The organism is Methanosarcina barkeri str. Wiesmoor, from assembly GCF_000969985.1.
Lineage (GTDB): Archaea > Halobacteriota > Methanosarcinia > Methanosarcinales > Methanosarcinaceae > Methanosarcina > Methanosarcina barkeri_B.
Genome location: NZ_CP009526.1, coordinates 3159716 through 3178209, shown reverse-complemented (window position 1 = coordinate 3178209; position 18494 = coordinate 3159716). Strand labels below are relative to the sequence as shown.

Below are 18494 nucleotides of genomic sequence, written 5' to 3'. Positions count from 1 at the left end.
CTTTTTTACCGCCTTTTATTTAGTAATTTGACAAGTTCAGTTCGCAGTTACGTGATTTTTTTACAGCAATATAGAGCAGTCTTTCTTTGACGCCTTCAATTAGTTCCAGTACTTCTGACTTGTCGAGTTCGGAGATCCAGGTCATTTTTTTCTGAATCTCCGCAGCCAAAAATTTTGCATCGGAATAAAACGCTTTATCTGCCGGCGTTACAAGATTTATTTTCTCTCCGTTCAGAATCTTGCTGGTCATTGTCATAATACCTTCAATGTTTTCCTCCCGGTCCCAGCTTCTTGAAAAGAATTGCCATAAGCACTGTTTCTGTATAAGGGCTGTCACTTCCTCTATTTTTTCATTCATAATTCCTGCACCACTCTCGGATCTTTTCCAGCTAAACTCCACATCGGAGAATAAATTCCGTTATACATATCTCTCGCCATGTTTACTGCGCCTTCAAAGCCCATGTATGGACCGTTGTGATATGCATGTCCGTTAATGTATGGAATGTGCAGTTTTTTGACTAAGTCTCCAACTCTGGGCCCGGTAAAAATAATATCGGCGTGAATATTATCGAGTACTTCGAAAAACTCCAGTTCATTTCCGTCATCAATATAAATCGTCCCGACTCTTCCCCTGGCAATAACCTTCTCAAAGTCTTCCTGATGACCAAATTTAGAAGACATTGCAACAACTTCCATACCTAAATCGTCTTCAAGAGCCTTTGTCCAGTGCCATAGTCTTGGCCCACCAGTCCAGATACAGACCTTTTTTCCTTTGAGCCGTTCCTTATACCAGTTAAGTTTTCCTTCGTATTTTGCAACCTCTTCTGCAATTACTTCTTCAGCTTTGTCTTCCAATCCAAAGAAAGCTCCAATTTTTCTCAGTGCTACCTTGACATATTCAAAACCCCAGGTATCAACATCCATTCTTGGAATATCATATACTCTCTTAAGTTCGTTGGCTATATATCCTGCAGAACGCGCGCAGTTGACCACATTCAGCTTTGCCCTATGCATACAGCGTAGTTGATCATAGGTTACATTTCCTGTAAAGTGTGCAATGACCTGTATGCCCATTTTATCAAAATATTTTTGTAATACGTAAGTATCTCCCTGAATATTGTAGTCACCAATGACATTAATTGTGTATTCGCTTTTAATTTCAGGTTCAAGCGTTCCAATCTTATCTCTCATCCAGCCGATGTTCAGCTCATGATGTCCTTTTGATTGACTGACTCCAGCGAATCCTGGACATTCGACAACGAATATATCTACATCTCCAAGCTCTTCCTCAACCTCACGACATACTGCTTTAGGATCGTCTCCTATCAATGCGGTTGTACAGGTCGTGTAGACAAACATTCGCTTGATTTCTGGAAATTCTTTGAAAGCTTCCTTGATCGCTTTTTTGAGCTGCTTCTCAGCTCCGAAAACAATATGTTTTTCTTTTGTGTCCGACGACCAAACATATTTTAATTGAAAATTGTCATTATCGCTGGGATACCTTTTCGTGTGCCAGGTATCATAAGCACATCCTACCGGTCCATGTATCATCTGAATACAGTCTTTGATGACTCCGCCAATAACGAGTTTTGCTCCACAATAGCTGCACCCTCTCTCAGATAATGATCCTGGAATTGTTTCTATATTTGAGAGTGGGAGATATTGAGTTGTGTCTTCTCCTTCTTCTTTTATGTAAACATGGTTTTGGCGCTCAGGTATGCATTCATCGCAACAGAATAGTTTTAATGGCATTTTGCAGGCCTCGTATCTGTTTATTTTAAAGCTAGTTTTCCTTTTTCGCCAGTCCTGATCCGAATAACCTCGTCAATGGACTCCACAAAAATCCTTCCATCACCAATCTGGGCAGTTTGATTGACTTCTATAATTGTCTTAATCACCTGATCCACTTCTTCATCGTTTACAACTATGCTCAGAAGTCTTTTTGGTATGTACTTCATACCTGTACTGTACCTTTTCGCGAGCAGCCTTGGTTGTATGTAGAAGTTAAGCTCTCCTGAGATCCCTCTTTGCTTACCCTTTCCCAATACCGGAATTGCCGTTATAGACGGATAACCAATTTTATCCAGTGCGTCTTTCGTAGCCGACATCTTGTTGGGCCTAACAACTGCAGTAATTTCTTTCATATGAAAACATCCCGGTTTTCAAAATTTTTTAGTTTTTAGATTATTCCTCATAACCCCTTTTCACCTGAGCTAATTGTGTATGCAGCTTCAACCGTATTTACAAAGATTTTTCCGTCCCCCATGTTGCCGGTGTATGCTTTTCCGGAAATTATTTTTATCACTTCGTCAACAGCCTCATCTTCTACAGCCATCATGATCATTGTTTTTGCGAGTTCATCGTAGTGCACATCCCCAACAGTGATCCCTTTTTGTTTCCCTCTTCCGAAGACGTTTATTTTTGTAAGGGAGTAATAACCGGCTTCTGCGAGTCCGTCGGTTACTTCTTCAGTCCATTCAGGACGTAATATGGCACGGACCATCTTCATTTTTTATCTCTCCTAAATTAATCCATAAGACCATATCTTTCAACCATTTTCTCTAGCTGATCCATACTTAATGGTTTAGGGATAACAAACATGTCATTTTCTAGGATTTTTTTGGCGAGTTCTTTGTATTCAAGTGCTTGATTGCATGTAGGGTCGTACTCCACTACAGTCTTTTTATTGAACTCTGCTTTTTGGACAATGTTGTCACGTGGTACAAAGTATAACAGCTGCGTTCCCAGTGCAGAAGCAAATTCCTCCATCATTTCCAGTTCATTATCCACCCTACGACTGTTGCAAATTATTCCTCCCAATCTCACTCCGCTTTGTTCGGCATACTTCAACAGGCCCTTACAGATGTTATTTGCTGCATAAGTCGCCATCATTTCTCCAGAAGCAACGATGTATACTTCCTGGGCTTTTCCTTCCCGAATAGGCATTGCAAAACCACCGCAGACAACATCGCCCAATACATCAAAGTGAATAAAATCCAGGTCCTCCGAATAGGCTCCCATTTCCTCCATGAGATTAATTGCAGTGATAACTCCTCGGCCAGCACAGCCAACACCGGGCTCTGGACCACCGGACTCAACGCATTTTATATCATCAAAGCCGGTATTGATGACATTTTCAGCTGTAACAGCCTCCTCACCAAGCTCCCTTAAAGTATCCATTATCGTAGTTTGAGCTACTCCACCAAGCACAAGACGAGTACAGTCAGCTTTTGGGTCACAGCCGTGAATGAAAATTTTTTTGCCATGATAATATGCCATAGCAGCTGCAGTATTTTGTTGCGTGGTGGACTTTCCGATTCCACCTTTTCCATAGAAAGCAATTTTTCTTGTCATTTTACACTCCTTCAGTATTTACGCAAACTTTGTCCAGAAAACCCATTTGTTTCTTTGAACTTTGTATTTTGAACAACAGATTAAATTTCTACATAATATTATTGAATTTTTATGTTGTCCACCCAATTTTATACATTATATATTATTTATATATGATATATGTTCCTTTTTACATAACACTCCTTTTTGCTAGTTTTTTGTATTGTGTACTCCATCCAATACATTTAAAATTATTTTTGTTATTGTTATGTTTGAACAACCATAACAACTATTTATCTAGAGGAATACAGATTCTTACTTCCTACTTTATATTATATATAACTTTTCATTATTGTAATTTTTAATTTGTCAAATAGAAATGCGCGTATTAGTGGATTATTTAAAAAATTATTTCTTTAAAAACGTCATTGATTGCCAGTTATATTTTTTCAAATGGAGAAAAAGTTCCAACTTATAGATATATTTAAGGTCGTGTTTATAACTCTTTAGTACAGTTTTATAACTACTATTTCTGAGTACAAGGAATTACTTCTACTGATCTAAAACCTCGAACCGTTATGTATAAATAAACATAACAAACAAACCATTAAATCATAGAAATGCGATATTTTGACATAAAAATAAGAAAATACTAAACTGTTAAATCCTGGTGCATACCATCTTGATAAACTATATTATGTCAATATGCAAAAATAGACATAACGCTTAAAACTAAAAAAAATGTTGAAGATGGTGTTTTAGGTAAAAAAGAAGTTAACGTGTTGATTTATAAAAAAACAACTACAGTTATTTCCCGAATAAAGTATTAATTCAAAAATGCCTCAGTTAGAAAAACTTCAAATTATACGCAAACTGGAAAACAAAGAAATTCTCTGCCGTATAGTTCAGGATGACTCTGGCTTTATTGTGGTATTATTTGAGGGAGGTTAAATGCAATGCAATATATGCGAAGTCAGGTGCGAAATCAATAAGCATAGTACGGGCAGATGTGGCACTTATGTAAGCACTGGCAATACTATAACCCAGTACCCTGGTATGGGATATATGGGAGCATATCCAATTTCAATAGAAGAAGTCCCTTTACATCATTTTTATCCTTCAGGCAAGTTCCTGCAAATTTTCAGTAAAGGGTGTAATTTTCAGTGTCCTGGTTGTGCGGCACGGATGCCAGCATCAAGTGAACCTTCCACTCAACAGGCCTCACTCAGTCCATCCGAGGTCGTGAAACGAGCCTTAAAGCAGGAGTGTCTGGGCGTAGTTTCGACACTAAATGATCCTGTTGCTAATTACTATCTTTTTAGGGATCTTGCAATACAGGCACAGGAAAAAAGTTTACTTGTAGGTTGTTCAACCAATTGCTATTTCACAAGTGAGACTTTAGAAGAGTTTGGACAGCTTGTTGACTTTGTGAATGTGGGAATTAAAGGTTATTCTGACAGAGGTTATAGGAATTGTGGAGTTACTTCATCAGCTCCTGTTTTTCGCAACATTTCCAGGCTTTTTGATATGGGAGTACATGTTGAAACTTCAATCGCTTATTCAAGGGGAAATGAAGAGGATGTTATAAAAGTCGCAGAGGCAGTGTCTGATATATCTCCTACTATTCCGTTGCATGTCATGAGATTCCTTCCCTTCGGCTATGCTCCGATAGAACTGGAACCATCAATAGGAGAAGCGGAAAAAATATGTTCTGACTTGCGCAGATATCTGGATTTTGTCTACCTCTTTAATTCTCCAGGCACGGAACTATTAAACACATACTGTCCTGAATGTGGCCGTCTCCTAATAGAACGGGAATTTCACAGGCCTTTTGGCTCCAGGCTTGTAAAACCCTGGTTAAGTCACAAATGTAGCTGCGGTTGCAGCATTCCAGTCCAGGGTAAAGCTCCCACTGAAGGTTTCAGTGAAGCAGGCTTAATGGACAGTTACAGTATAAGCCAGGCTTTCAGTATGGTTCATGCAGTACTTACATGCCTGGGAGTACTAGATGATTATAAACTAATGGATATCTGGGGTGAGGACAAATTAATGGATGTCTGGAGTAAAGTCTCAAACCCCAAAACTCTTATGCAAATACATAATATGATACGGCAGCCGTACTCTTATCTAGAGTTCATCAAGTTTATTGCTGAAAAAGCTAATATGCCGGAAAAAGGAGAAGAACTTGTTTCTTTCATTCACAAGCGCTTGCAAATTGTCCAGAATCTTTCAGCAGGAAAAAGTAGTTATTATGTGTATTATTGCATGGGATCTCCTTTCTTTGCCCTGAATGCCGGCAGAATGGAAAATAACCTTGTGACATTTTCCGGTGGTGTGAGTATCAATAAGCAGCTTCAAAAGGAAGGTAAACTGGGTGTAAGTGTTTCCCCTTCCTTTATTAATGAGCACAACCCTGGGGTTATTTTTGTCTCGGGTTTCCTTTCTCGTCCTCTTGATGAGTTTTATGCCCTGTGCCAGAAATATGGAATACATGCCGATGCTGTGACACAGCATCGGGTCTATGAAATTCCGCCTTCCTGGGATTTTGGAAGCCCTCGCTGGATATTGGGACTAATGTATATAACAGACAAGTTGCATCCTGGAAAACTTGAAGTTGACCTGAAAAAGGAAGCAGATGATTTTTATTTGCAGTTTTATGGTATGCGGTTTAAAGAAGCAAGACCTAACAGGTCTTTCCACAGGCCTTCCTCTGGTATTTGGCCACACACGCAAACACTGTATAATTACTTCGAAATGGAGGTGCCAAATCAGGACTCTACTAAAAATTTCGGCAATGAGATTACTCAACCATTTAACATCCTGCCAACCTGTAAAATCAAGCTCAAAGAATGATAGTAGAGGAGGCAATCCACAGTGAATACAATATTGAGTTATATTGAGTTATAGAACGGAAGAAACACGCCCTTACTACTTATTTCCGTGTTTTCCGTGCTTTTAGTGTTTTTCAAAAAAATTCATTATTAACATACTTTGGAATCAATGCACCAGTGCACCAATAGATAACGTTTCTGAAATTAGTTTTTGTCCTCTACGCTGTATTTAAAAAGAAAAGAAAAATATGGTTTGGCTGTAAAATTTAATTAGATTTAATTTTTTTCTTTCTGAAGAGCTAGGTCGAGAACATTTTCGTATACTTCTTTACCCTCTATTTTTAGAATCCTGGCCGTCGATCTTTCAGTAGTAGCGTTCCCATCCTCCTGCATATAAACATATTTCCCGCTTTCAATGCCCACAATTACAGAAGAGTCAGGGATTACATATATTCCAAAGTAATCAGCAAGTTCCTTACTTTTATCTATATCTATGGTCATAACTGTGGCTCTACCTGCATAGTCTGTTGCAACCTGAGCCAAAACAGGGTTTAACTCCTGACACTCCTCACACCACTCAGCTCCGAGTTTCAAAAGAACAGGTCCATTTTCGAGAGATGTGTTTATCTGATCCAGTTGGGTAACCTCTACAACAGTACTGTTCTGAGAATTATTCATAGAATTTTCCTGGGCTTCCTGTGGATTCGTGACATTTGCCTTGCTATTAATACAGCCAGCTGTTAAGATCACAGCCGCAATGAGAATCAATAGTACAACTAACTTATTCATATTTGTCATCTACTATATTACTGATTTTTTAAGAACCTAACGGTGATACAGATATAGTGTTCACACTGTTATATATATTATATTTAAATCAATTATTTATTTAAACGATTTGAGTTCCCACCTATCTGTCTGTGTATGCGTATTCCAAATAACTAAAGTTTAAGCCATAGACTGAGGGATTGAATGGCTAAAGGAAAGTACTAAAATCATATCTCCAAAAGCACTTGAAGTAAAAAATAATTAAAAAAATTAATGGAGAAAAAAGCTCTCCAAACACGTAATACTTCAAAACATAATCAGCCAACTTAGTCAACGATCCCGCCTGTGTTTGCGGAATGGACTGAACACTGGTTACCTGGCAAGGTAACCTGTGATCTCAGTTTTTGGAGGCACAAAGGCAGCTTTCCGCTGCTTAAGCTCTTCTCTAAAAGGAACTCTGCCGGCATTCCGGATTCCGGCTTTTACAGCCTCAGCAAGTTTTTTCAGGTGCATATGACCAGAAATTATATCGTTTCAGGAATTGACAACTGCGATAAACGGCCTTCTCATCACGGAATCTGTGACTCCTGTAGCTTTTAGAAGTAAGCAATTGGGAGCCCTTTCAGGTCCTTCTTTGGTGATATCACTTCTCATGTAAAATCTCCATAAAATTTAGTAATGAGGATAAAATGTTATAGTATATATACGACCTACGCGCTTGAAACTTAATTAGAGAGATTAAACATCCTTGATAGAGTAGAGCATCCAAATATTAAGAGTATTTGTGCAGATCTCTAACCTATTAAATTAGAAGATAAGTTTATTAACCGTCAACAGTTATTGGAACTGGAAATCACTTATCGAGAATAGCCACCTCTGAGATGATATCAATGGATTCAATGGAAAAAATATTTGGAAAAACCGCACAGATGACAGTTCTTAAGAACTTGATAAAAAACCAGAACGAACCAACCTATCTTTCAGGGATAGCTGAAGAAACTGGTCTGTCACATTCCAGTGTATCAAGAGTTATTACACCTCTGGTTCTTTCAGGCATTGTTCAGGAAAAACCCCTGGGTAAGCAAATACGAACTTTCCAACTAAACATGAGCAATGAGGCAACTAGTGTTATTATAGATTTTTACAGCAAAATTAATCAGATACTGAACTAAGTCTGAGTAATAAGAAGTAAGGGAAGTTGAAGCTTCCCAATGTTATTTTTTTATTTTTGTCTCCTTGAAACTCACACAAAGCCTCCATAAGTGGCTGAAGTGGCCTCTCGCATAGCTTTCTCCTTAGTTTCTCCTTAGTTTCTCCTTAGTTTCTCCTTAGTTTCTCCTTAGTTTCTCCTTAGTTTCTCCTTAGTTTCTCCTTAGTTTCTCCTTAGTTTCTCCTTAGTTTCTCCTTAGTTTCTCCTTAGTTTAATCCTTAGCCTATCCTCAGTTTATCCTTAATTTCCTCCTTGCTTTATCGCTCGGTAGACAAAACTATAGTAAACTTATCCATAATCCAGTAAATTTTAGCCTGATGTGGCCATCTATGTCTTTTTAAAATAATCCTTGTTGCCCAAGAGGCCAGTAAAATAGTTGGATTTTACAAATAAGTTTTAATTGTTGTATCCTGAAATTATTTTGCAGACTCAAAACCATTTGGCAGTCCAATACACGATACAGAAGCAGACGACTCAAAATGGTAAACGTTTAATTAAATTCCAACTCCATTTTCATAATTTTTCTTGCTATCGTTTTTTCTGAAAAGTTCCTTGGTTGCTCAAACATGTGTTTTTGAAATATCTCGTAATTTTCGACTTTTTGCCTTCATTGAATTTTCAGTATCCACATCCAGAAGTTTCGGTTGAGATAGCAACTGCACATTTTTCAAATAATTTTCCAAAAACGACATCAAGAGAAATATTATTTTTTTGAAGACATCTGTGGGAAGTCATGTCCGCTCGTTATAGTTTCAAAAGTCCTCTGCACTCCACATCTATACAAAATTACCGTCAACAAATCCGATGCATTCTCTGCAAATATTGTACTCCAACGTAACTGCGTATATCTAGCCATTTTTTCAGGATAAGTTGTTGAGTTTCTTACAAGAAAATACATTCTTCTGCTAACGATTAATGTCAATATTGCAGTCCAGATTAGAGCTTCAATTACCTGTACATTCTTTGTCTCAAGAACGTCCGGAGAATATTTGCTTTTCAATTCCTAAACAGAAATTCTGTCCCATCTTGCCCTATATAAGTTTGCAATGTCTTTTGCATTAAAAAGATCTTTCTGAATGTTTGTAATATAAATGTGGTGCTTTTCATCCTCGTCATTATAGACTGCAACAAAACGTACAATCATCTCATCCTGTTTTTGCTTGCCTTTATACTCTCTTCTTTTGAATGCTATTTGTACAACTGTATCAATATATTTTCCAGAAAGTTGCTTAATACACTCACTAATAGGTTTTCCTATGAAATCTTTGCACTTTGTTTTAGGTACCCCTTCGTCTATTAAAACAACAATGATATCCATATTTTTCCTGATTCTTGAGAAGAAATCTCCTCCATTTTCCTCAACCTTTGCAAACATCTGAGTTTTATAGAAACCAAGATTAACAAGGAGAATACGGTCTTTGATCCAGGGACCTATTTTTAATGTATTTATCTCAGCTGTTTTTTCAGAGTATAGAGCAACGGTTTTAGGTCCGTTAGCAACTGCACTTACCATAACTCCGACTTTTACTTCAGCAGCTGCTATTGCTTATGGTTTTATGAGATTCAGTTTTATATTCTCGTTTCAAACTGGCAAGTGTACGCTGCAAGCGGACACCAAAACTCAGAGTTAAAACCCAAAAGATGATGACAGGGTCAATTTTACGTTCACGGATTATAAGACCAGTTTCTTTGGAAGTTTGCCTTAACCACTCTTCGGTAAATATTTTCCGAAGAGAGTCTTCAAGAGTAGATGGGAAACGAGGAGGTATAGATACAAAAATTGGTATAGATACAAGGATTATAAGATTAGTATAAAAACATATACAGGAGATGGGATTTAATGCTTAACCGATGACGCATGAGAAATACTATCCTGGAATCATTCAACAGTGCTTGCGGCTTGATTTCTGGAGCGACTTAACTTGGTCCGATACTCAACTCTTTTAGAGTGAATAATAATTTGGGACAACCACTTATGCGAGGCACAAAGTTATTATAAAATAATTAATATAATTATTTATATTTAAGTTCAAAGCGAAACACTAGTGTCTAGAAAATTTAGTTTTGCATCCTTAGAATTAAGAAAGAGATTATAGATGATGTGTTTCTAAGTATTAATGCCCAGTAATTAAATTGTCATGACACTAGCAGGCACAACACTAAGAAATCCTTCAGGTCAATCTGCTGTATAAGTCTAAATTTAGACACGGGGGGTATAGCTCATCGACTTTCTGGGATTTGCCCATGTCCAAAAGATCCAATCTTTATTCCTTAACGTACCAAATGTATCACTTCTTCAACCTCGACTTTCTCATATGAAAAGTTCGATGAGTCAGGAGTTCAGGACTGTTATGAATATTGTTTTAGGAGTACTAAGCTTTGTGAATTTGATATCAATTAAAATCTTTTGAATTTTAAACAAAAACTATGGCTGCGCACTGGGAAAAATAAAGGGGGTTAACGTACTTTATGTACAGGGTGAATAGAGAACTATCTTAGAATTGTCACATAGAAAGTGCTAACTATAGTACAGCCTGAAGAACACCAAATAGAAAACGAGGCATACCATTGACAAAAGTTGTAGAGATCTCTCCAACCACGAGACATGAAGGCCACTCCAAGCTCACCCTGAAGGTGAATGATGAAGGTATTGTTGAGCGAGGAGATTGGCTCTCCACCACCCCGGTCAGGGGTATTGAAAAGCTCGCTATAGGTAAGACGATGGACCAGGTCCCGAAGATTGCTTCTCGGGTCTGCGGTATCTGTCCCATTGCCCACACCCTGGCGGGCATTGAGGCTATGGAGGCTTCGATCGGCTGCGAGATCCCCAAGGATGCAAAGCTTCTGAGGGTCATTCTTCATGCAGCAAACCGCCTCCACAGCCATGCTCTACACAACATCCTGATCCTCCCGGACTTTTACATTCCAGATACGGAGACGAAGATCAACCCGTTTTCTAAGGAGCAGCCTTTAAGGAGCGTTGCGGTGAGGATCTTCCGCATCCGCGAGATTGCACAGACCATTGGAGCTGTTGCAGGCGGAGAGGCTATCCACCCTTCAAACCCGAGGGTTGGCGGAATGTACCGCAACGTGAGTTCACGAGCAAAGCAGAAGATAGCTGACCTGGCAAAAGAAGGTCTTGTCCTTGCCCACGAACAGATGGAATTCATGATTGAGGTCATCAGGAACATGCAGGACCGGGAGTTTGTCGAGGTCGCAGGCAAGCAGATCCCGCTTCCCAAGACGCTCGGATACCATAACCAGGGGGTCATGGCCACAGCTCCAATGTACGGCTCGTCCAGTCTGGACGAAAAGCCTATGTGGGATTTCACTCGTTGGAGAGAAACCCGGCCATGGGACTGGTACATGAGTGAGGAAACCATTGATCTTGAAGACTCGAGCTATCCGATTGGCGGCACCACGAAGGTCGGCACCAAAGTCAACCCTCGGATGGAAGCCTGCAATACTGTTCCGACCTACGACGGCCAGCCAGTTGAGGTCGGCCCGAGGGCAAGGCTCGCTACCTTCAAGCACTTTACCGAGAAAGGTACCTTTGCTCAGCACATCGCCAGGCAGATGGAGTACACCGACTGCTACTACACCATCCTCAACTGCCTTGAAAACCTGGATACTTCTGGCAAGGTCCTTGCTGACACCATCCCTCTGGGAAACGGATCCATGGGCTGGGCCGCGAACGAAGCCCCGCGCGGGACCGATGTCCATCTCGCACGGGTGAAGGATGGAAAGGTGCTGCGGTACGAGATGCTTGTACCTACCACCTGGAACTTCCCTACCTGCAGCCGCGCTCTGACTGGAGCACCCTGGCAGATCGCCGAAATGGTTATCCGTGCTTATGACCCGTGCGTCTCGTGTGCAACCCATATGATAGTAGTGAACGAAGAGGATAGAATAGTCGCCCAAAAACTCATGCAGTGGTGAAGGGAATGGAAACTTGCGGATTTTTGGGGGAACCCGCAAGCTCAGGGGGCTCACCGTTAACGAGTTCTTCGTGGGAAGTTACAGGAATGTCCACTCTGGGATCTGACCGAGCCGATCCAGTATATTAAAGACGGTATCTGGATCCGGGTCCTTGCATATCAGAAGAAGTACATTTCTGCCCTCGAGATGTTCACCTCGAGATGGTCATACGGATTACAGACAAGGTACAGAGAGCCATTTCAGGCGCTGTATCCTGGATACTGAAATCCTAGATACTGAAATTCTGGATACTGAAATCCGCGATACTGAAGGAAATCGGATTGAACTATGGAACTGCTTAAGAAGGTGGAAGCTACAAAGGAGGCGAAACCAGTGGCAAATAAGATCAAGCTCGGGCATGTACACTTGAGCGGCTGTACCGGCTGTCTCGTGTCCGTGGCCGATAACTACCAGGGATTTCTCAAGATCCTGGACGACTATGCCGACCTTGTCTACTGCCTCACTCTTGCTGACGTCCGGCATATTCCAGAGATGGACGTGGCACTCGTCGAGGGATCGGTCTGTATCCAGGACCGTGAATCTGTGGAGGATATAAAGGAGACGCGGAAGAAGTCCAGGATCGTGGTGGCCCTCGGCTCCTGCGCGAGCTATGGTAATATCACCAGGTTCTGCCGTGGAGGACAGCATAATCATCCCCAGCACGAGTCTTACCTTCCGATCGGGGATCTCATTGACGTGGATGTTTACATCCCAGGATGCCCTCCGAGCCCGGAGCTTATAAGGAACGTCGCCATCATGGCGTACCTGCTCCTTGAAGGGAACGAGGAACAGAAGGATCTTGCGGGCAGGTACTTAAAGCCTCTCATGGACCTTGCGAAGCGCGGCACTACCGGATGCTTCTGCGACCTGATGGACGACGTGATTAACCAGGGCCTCTGCATAGGCTGTGGCATCTGTGCTGCATCCTGTCCAGTGCGGGCGATCACGCACGAGTTCGGAAAGCCGCAGGGTGACCTTAACCTCTGCATCAAGTGCGGCTCCTGCTATGGCGCCTGCCCAAGGTCGTTCTTCAACCCTGATGTGATTTCTGAATTCGAGAGCATCAACGAGATAATTGCTGGAGCGCTTAAGGAAGGTGAGAAGGATGATTGAAGATCCGTATCTCGGCAAATACGTGACATGCGTTTCGGCACGGAGCACGGATAAGGAGATTCTCAAGAAAGCACAGGACGGCGGCATAGCCACCGCCCTTATGGTTTATGCACTCGAGCAAGGGATCATCGACGGGGCTATTGTAGCAGGCAAGGGTGACTTGCCATGGAAGCCGAGACCGTTTGTTGCGATGAGCCGTGAGGACATCCTCAAGGCACAGAGGGCAAAGTACAACATCAGCCCCCAGATTTCCTGGCTCAAGGAGGCAACCCGGTCTTTTGGCCTCGATAAGGTAGGGATCACGGGCGTCTGCTGCCAGATGCAGGCGGTCAGGAAGGCTCAGCTCTATCCCATCAACATGAGGGATGTCCCGGGCAAGGTTGCCTTCGCAGTAGGGCTCTTCTGCATGGTGAACTTCCCATATGATTCTATACAGGCCCTTGTTGAAGACCACGCAAACCAGAGTCTCAGTTCCGTGAAGAAGATGGAGTTTGGGAAGGGAAAATTCTTTGTCCACACCGAGCGCGGAAATGTCGCTACCGTGCCTCTCAAGGAGACGCATAAGTACGAGCAGCCAGGTTGCCACGTCTGCCTCGATTACGTTTCTAACCTCGCTGACATATCGACCGGCTCGGTCGGAAGTCCAGGCGGCTGGTCCACAGTCTTCATCCGCACAAAGGTAGGGAATGAGATCTGGTCTAAAGCAGTCGCTGAAGGATTGTTCGAGACAAAGCCCATAGAAGAGGTCAAGCCCGGTCTTGGAATTGTCAAAAAGCTCGCAAAGGAGAAGATCGACAAGAATAGGAAGACGCTCGAGGAGCGCAGGAATTTTGGGGTTAATAAGGCGTTAAGGGATCCTTACGCTTAAAACTTATCTTTTTTCGTCAGCGAAAAACTATTTTGTTATTTACACTGAATACGGGGATGAGTTAGTGACTTATCTTCAAGATGATTAAACTGAACGCTTACCTAATTTAATTTTTGTACTGTTATTATGGGATAAAAACCAACATTAATAGTCACTGAGAAAAGTGCCTATATATTTCGTACACTATTTCTGCATTTGATGGGGGTTAATCGACAAAATATTCTATATTCACATAGCATTTAAAATGGATGAGTTTAGAAAAGCATAGTATAGAGAGAAGCAGAAAAGAGGAGAGTAGAAACATCGAAGACAAACGAAAAATTTCGAGTGATTTATAACTAACATATGATCTTAACTACATTGAGATAAATGAAAAAGAAATATAAAGTGATTCATCTCGTTATTAAAGTAGCTCTTCTAATTATCGGTTTTATCATCATTGGACTGATCTGGTGGTTTCTTCCAATATTGGCAGTCTATCAGTTTAGTTTCGGAATAACTATCTCCGAAATGGCGACTTTAGAAAATCAATATCGTGTAACTCTTACTCAGGCATTTGGTGGCATTGCTATTTTATATGGAGTTTATCTGAGCTGGAAGCGAATAAACATTGCAGAGGATAATCTAAAAGCTACCCAGAAGAGTCTAGAGATAGCTAAACAAGAGCAAATAACTGAGCGTTTTACCCGGGCAGTCGATCAATTAGGTAGAACAGAGCTTGAAATAAGATTGGGAGGAATATATGCCCTCGAAAAAATTGCAAGTGAGTCTGAAGAATATTACTCGCCAGTACTAGAAATTTTAACAGCTTATATTAGAAAAAATAGTGGTGTTAATCTTCAAATAAAAGGAAAATCCCTGACATATGAACCTGAATCTATTGATTTTCAAGCTAATGAAAACGCAAATTCCGAAAAGATAAATGAAAGAAAATTGCCTTTAGATATTCAAGCTATCCTTACTGTGATCGGAAGACGCCAAAAGTATTTTTCTAACGGAGAATCAAACCGACTAAATTTGCAAGATGTTTATCTTATGGGAGCTAATTTTAAGGGATTTCATCTTGAAGGAGCATGTTTTAGAGGGTCTTATCTGCACGGTGCTATTTTTATAGATGCTCATTTAGAAGGAGCCAATTTCGCAGCATCTCATCTTGAATGGGCAAAATTTAGGAGGGCTCATCTAGAAGATGCTACTTTTACAGTGGCTAGCCTAAAACATGCTTATTTTAGACAGGCTCATCTTGAAAGAAGCGAATGTTTTGGGGCTAAACTTGAAAGTGCTGATTTTACTGATGCTAATCTCTATGGAGCTAGAAACTTAGATATTGATATGCTTTCTAAAGTGAAAACACTTCACGGCGCAAGATTAAATGAGACTCTACGCTCATTACTTAAAGAGAAATATCCTAACCTTTTTGATCATAGACCTGACACAGAAATGATGTTGGAACGTTTGAAAGTATAAATCGAAAAGAAAAAAATCGGAAACGTTATTAATAAAAAGTTTGATTTGTTTTTGAAATGGCATTTCTAGAAGAAATATTCAGTTTTGAAAATTTTAAGCAAATTATTTCTTTGTTCCAGTCTATTTCGATTCCAGAACATTATTATTGAGCCTATCCCAAAAGCCATTTAGTCCTTAATCATCAAGAATTTTCAGGATTGTTTTCATGATCAGAAACTTGATTGATTATTCGAAATACAGGATTCAGAGAAGCAATTTTGAGTTTTGGGATCAGCTCATTTAGAAAATTGGATAGTTTATTATACTGCACTGAAAATACTTTTAGCGGCAACTATCATACTATATGGAAGTTTCATTTTATTAAAATCATTTATTTTTAAATACACAATGATGTTGGATGGTTTACGGGCATTTACTTTTCACGCTAGTCGTTTCTTCGCTCATTTTACAATTGTTTTTCTAATTTTTGGTGGAATACTTCTTATATTAGGTTTACCTGTGCCTGATGAGCATGAGCTTAGTTATCTAGTGCTGGTTTTTTAATATTAGGTGTCTTGTTTGCCTTTTCAAATTCACACGATAGTCAATTTCTGGCTGTCCTTTGTTTTATATGCTTGTGGCTTTTTGGTTGTTTTTTTGCACTTGAAATCGCATATTTTGAAGGTTCTAATGAAATTAATGGACATATTTTTGCCAACATGGATTCGGATTGTAAAAATGGTGATCCAATTCCTGTTAAAGTCGGTGGTCCAGATACCGGATTATCTGTTTTCTTGTTACGTGATGATCCAGATGGTTTAAAACAAATCTCATCCCTGCATTTATATTCAAACAACTCAAGTACGCAGTTTAATAATACATTGCTTGGGTACTCACAAGCGCTAGGTGATTATCAAATTTCACTGAATAATACTACTTCCTTGCCTCCTGGTCACTATAGATTGATGTTTGAAAATCCTAAATATAGGTGGATCAATTTGAGCAAACCGTTCAAACTTCCCTGAATTATTCAGTTATTTTTCGTCTAGAAAAAGCAGATCTACACCTGTCACTACACGTTTCTTTTCTAGGATTGACCGTGAAAAAAGGGTCCTAGCAATTCCTGTACTTCTTCTAAATAAGTGCTTTCTCCTCGCTTCCTATGTCGGCTTCTTTCCGGCTCAACCATCTGTAAAACACTTTTGTTGGCACTATTGCTTTTACTTTTCTTCTTTTTCCCCATTTCCGCTCGATATCTGCTCCCTTCGTAAGCATGTGGGCGTGGAGTTGACACACCGTTATTTCTTCACTTAAACCACAGTTTTAACTGTTTATTTATTGCTCTAAACGTTTCTTCATGCAAATAAATATCGTTATGAAAAGCCGCATCGATTTCCTGCACCTGAAATCCCTTAGCCTGGAGTTTCCGACAGTCTTGAACGATTTCTGGAATATCCCGGGTTCCAAATAGAATTAAAGTTGGCTGGGCTGTATCGGGCTGCCATACTGGCAGTTGGCCTATAATTTTTATAAAAGAATTGAAGGATTTTTCTCTCACACGATAGCTTCTGAAAGTTTCAAGATTATCGCAGGTTGTTTCACTATATTTTGTATTTAGAGCAGGTGATATACCAATAACAAAATCAGCACTACTTAAAAGTGACAGACGTCCTCCAAGTGAATGGCCGATGGTAGCTACTTTCCCGTATTGCCGACAGTGTTCTATAGCTGTTTCCAGCTCGACCAGCATATCTTTGTGCAAGAACGAGAGATTCTCGCCATGACCGCATAGGTCTATAGCGCATACTACCAGACCTTTTTCGGCTATGCGCCAAGCCAATCCCAGATCTTCCTCTTTACAGCCTCCGTAACCGTGCACTAAAACCACGCTGCCAACTGGCTGCAAAGGAACGATTTTCACAGCTGGAATTGTCTTTTCATTTTTCTGCACAAGTAATAGACGTTCAATTTTCATTTTTTCCTCCAGTCTTATTTTTTACCTGAATAATAGCCCTCATCACTTTTGTAAAAATATATCCTTTTGCAAAAATCATTTTTATCTTTTTCACATCTAATCAGATTTAATTTATTATTCGCACTTTACTAAGTACACCAGATATACAAAGGAAAGTATATAAATCCGAAGTTTCAATAACGGAATCAGATAACCTTGAGGTAATCTATCATGCTTCATTATCCAGAAGATTTAATGAATATCCCATGTCCAATCGAAAAAACAATCACATTGATCGGGAACAAGTGGACTCTATTATTAATAAGAGAATTTTATCTCTCAAATGGTCCTTTGCGATTCAACGATTTACTAAAGTCTCTGAAGCCAATAAGCTCCAAAACGCTGTCTTCAAAGCTCAAGGATCTTGTGCTATATGGTATTATAGAAAGAAATGTTGAGAACACAATGCCTATAAAAGTAGAATATTCCCTAACAGAAAAAGGTAAGGATCTTAGAAGTGTTTTACTTTCTATGGCTGAATGGAGTAAGAGATGGCATAGTTTCTGAACTTTGGACAGCGTATAGAAATCTCTTTCAATTTTTAACTATTTAGTCTCTCTTAATGATCTTCTTTTTTGCCAGCGACCGCCCGATATCTGCTCCCTTCGTGAGTATGCGGGCAGGAAGAAGTTTTTGGATATATTTTCAAAATAAACAAAGTTTTCATTTTAGAGGCAATTGATGTTGAAAACTTATAGTTTTAATTTATTTATTCCCTATTGACGGCGGAGTTAAGGTATGAAATTATTTTTTAGTTATTCCTGAGATTTTTTGCAACGGAACCATAGTTTTTATTTGTAAAGCCTATCCCGAAACTCAGAATTTGATTTGTTGAATCTCGTATTTGGAACAATCAATTGAATATCTAATCACTAAAATAATCCCGAAAACTCATGATGATTTAGAATAAAATAGGTTTTGGGATAGGCTCGT

16 protein-coding genes and 2 pseudogenes are annotated in these 18494 nt (G+C 39.9%); 8 read left to right on the top strand and 10 right to left on the bottom strand.

Annotated features, from left to right (window positions below; all coding sequences use genetic code 11):
* Positions 1-19 precede the first annotated feature (19 nt).
* Genes vnfG through nifH form a run of 5 tightly spaced genes read right to left on the bottom strand, consistent with a single transcriptional unit; the run spans position 20 to position 3354 of the window.
* The gene (gene vnfG, locus MSBRW_RS13190) at positions 20-358 is read right to left on the bottom strand and encodes a V-containing nitrogenase subunit delta (RefSeq protein WP_011307248.1); all 339 of its coding nucleotides are present in this window, start codon (positions 356-358) and stop codon (positions 20-22) included.
* The gene (gene vnfD / locus MSBRW_RS13185) at positions 355-1752 is read right to left on the bottom strand and encodes a nitrogenase vanadium-iron protein, alpha chain (RefSeq protein WP_011307249.1); all 1398 of its coding nucleotides are present in this window, start codon (positions 1750-1752) and stop codon (positions 355-357) included. Before vnfD ends, vnfG begins: the two co-directional genes overlap by 4 nt.
* Before the next feature lie 20 nt (positions 1753-1772).
* A complete protein-coding gene (locus tag MSBRW_RS13180) occupies positions 1773-2144 on the bottom strand; it encodes a P-II family nitrogen regulator (RefSeq protein WP_011307250.1) in 372 nt (123 codons plus the stop codon).
* Between the two features lie 47 nt (positions 2145-2191).
* Positions 2192-2509 carry a P-II family nitrogen regulator gene (locus tag MSBRW_RS13175; RefSeq protein WP_011307251.1) on the bottom strand — a complete coding sequence of 106 codons (318 nt, stop codon included), beginning with the start codon at positions 2507-2509 and terminating at the stop codon, positions 2192-2194.
* Positions 2510-2526: 17 nt separating this feature from the next.
* Positions 2527-3354, bottom strand: coding sequence for a nitrogenase iron protein (gene nifH / locus MSBRW_RS13170; RefSeq protein WP_011307252.1), 828 nt, complete (start codon positions 3352-3354; stop codon positions 2527-2529).
* Positions 3355-4284: 930 nt separating this feature from the next.
* Between nifH and MSBRW_RS13165 the strand changes: the two genes are divergently transcribed.
* Positions 4285-6186: a radical SAM protein gene (locus MSBRW_RS13165; protein ID WP_011307253.1), complete on the top strand. Its 1902-nt coding sequence runs from the start codon at positions 4285-4287 to the stop codon at positions 6184-6186.
* Between the two features lie 254 nt (positions 6187-6440).
* Here MSBRW_RS13165 and MSBRW_RS13160 read toward each other — a convergent pair whose 3' ends face one another.
* Both MSBRW_RS13160 and MSBRW_RS22425 read right to left on the bottom strand, forming a co-directional pair.
* Complete coding sequence (locus MSBRW_RS13160) at positions 6441-6953, bottom strand: thioredoxin family protein (protein WP_048103325.1); 513 nt, start codon at positions 6951-6953, stop codon at positions 6441-6443.
* A gap of 426 nt (positions 6954-7379) precedes the next feature.
* Positions 7380-7586, bottom strand: a pseudogene (locus MSBRW_RS22425) (dihydroxy-acid dehydratase domain-containing protein); the annotation flags it as partial.
* Between the two features lie 236 nt (positions 7587-7822).
* Here MSBRW_RS22425 and MSBRW_RS13155 point away from each other — a divergent pair.
* The gene (locus MSBRW_RS13155; RefSeq protein ID WP_048102816.1) at positions 7823-8104 is read left to right on the top strand and encodes a MarR family transcriptional regulator; all 282 of its coding nucleotides are present in this window, start codon (positions 7823-7825) and stop codon (positions 8102-8104) included.
* Between the two features lie 741 nt (positions 8105-8845).
* Here the strand turns inward: MSBRW_RS13155 and MSBRW_RS13150 are convergent.
* Positions 8846-9911, bottom strand: a pseudogene (locus MSBRW_RS13150) (IS4 family transposase).
* Between the two features lie 799 nt (positions 9912-10710).
* Here MSBRW_RS13150 and frhA point away from each other — a divergent pair.
* The 5 genes from frhA (at position 10711) to MSBRW_RS13120 (ending at position 16572) form a co-directional block, all read left to right on the top strand.
* Positions 10711-12081, top strand: a complete 1371-nt coding sequence (frhA, locus tag MSBRW_RS13145) for a coenzyme F420 hydrogenase subunit alpha (protein ID WP_011307257.1) — start codon at positions 10711-10713, stop codon at positions 12079-12081.
* Positions 12082-12408: 327 nt separating this feature from the next.
* Positions 12409-13233 (top strand): coenzyme F420 hydrogenase subunit gamma, encoded by an 825-nt coding sequence (frhG, locus tag MSBRW_RS13140; protein ID WP_011307259.1) that lies wholly within the window; start codon positions 12409-12411, stop codon positions 13231-13233.
* Positions 13226-14101 carry a coenzyme F420 hydrogenase subunit beta gene (gene frhB, locus MSBRW_RS13135; protein WP_011307260.1) on the top strand — a complete coding sequence of 292 codons (876 nt, stop codon included), beginning with the start codon at positions 13226-13228 and terminating at the stop codon, positions 14099-14101. The genes frhG and frhB overlap by 8 nt, the downstream gene beginning before the upstream one ends.
* A 369-nt stretch (positions 14102-14470) precedes the next feature.
* Complete coding sequence (locus tag MSBRW_RS13130) at positions 14471-15568, top strand: pentapeptide repeat-containing protein (protein WP_011307261.1); 1098 nt, start codon at positions 14471-14473, stop codon at positions 15566-15568.
* 554 nt (positions 15569-16122) lie between these two features.
* Positions 16123-16572, top strand: a complete 450-nt coding sequence (locus MSBRW_RS13120) for a hypothetical protein (protein WP_011307262.1) — start codon at positions 16123-16125, stop codon at positions 16570-16572.
* Between the two features lie 109 nt (positions 16573-16681).
* Here MSBRW_RS13120 and MSBRW_RS22420 read toward each other — a convergent pair whose 3' ends face one another.
* Both MSBRW_RS22420 and MSBRW_RS13115 read right to left on the bottom strand, forming a co-directional pair.
* Complete coding sequence (locus tag MSBRW_RS22420; protein WP_157209493.1) at positions 16682-16843, bottom strand: hypothetical protein; 162 nt, start codon at positions 16841-16843, stop codon at positions 16682-16684.
* A 10-nt stretch (positions 16844-16853) separates the two neighbouring features.
* Positions 16854-17522: an alpha/beta hydrolase gene (locus MSBRW_RS13115; RefSeq protein ID WP_011307263.1), complete on the bottom strand. Its 669-nt coding sequence runs from the start codon at positions 17520-17522 to the stop codon at positions 16854-16856.
* Positions 17523-17732: 210 nt separating this feature from the next.
* On the opposite strand from MSBRW_RS13115, the gene MSBRW_RS13110 reads away from it, so the two are divergent.
* Positions 17733-18068, top strand: coding sequence for a winged helix-turn-helix transcriptional regulator (locus MSBRW_RS13110; protein WP_011307264.1), 336 nt, complete (start codon positions 17733-17735; stop codon positions 18066-18068).
* Positions 18069-18494 lie beyond the last annotated feature (426 nt).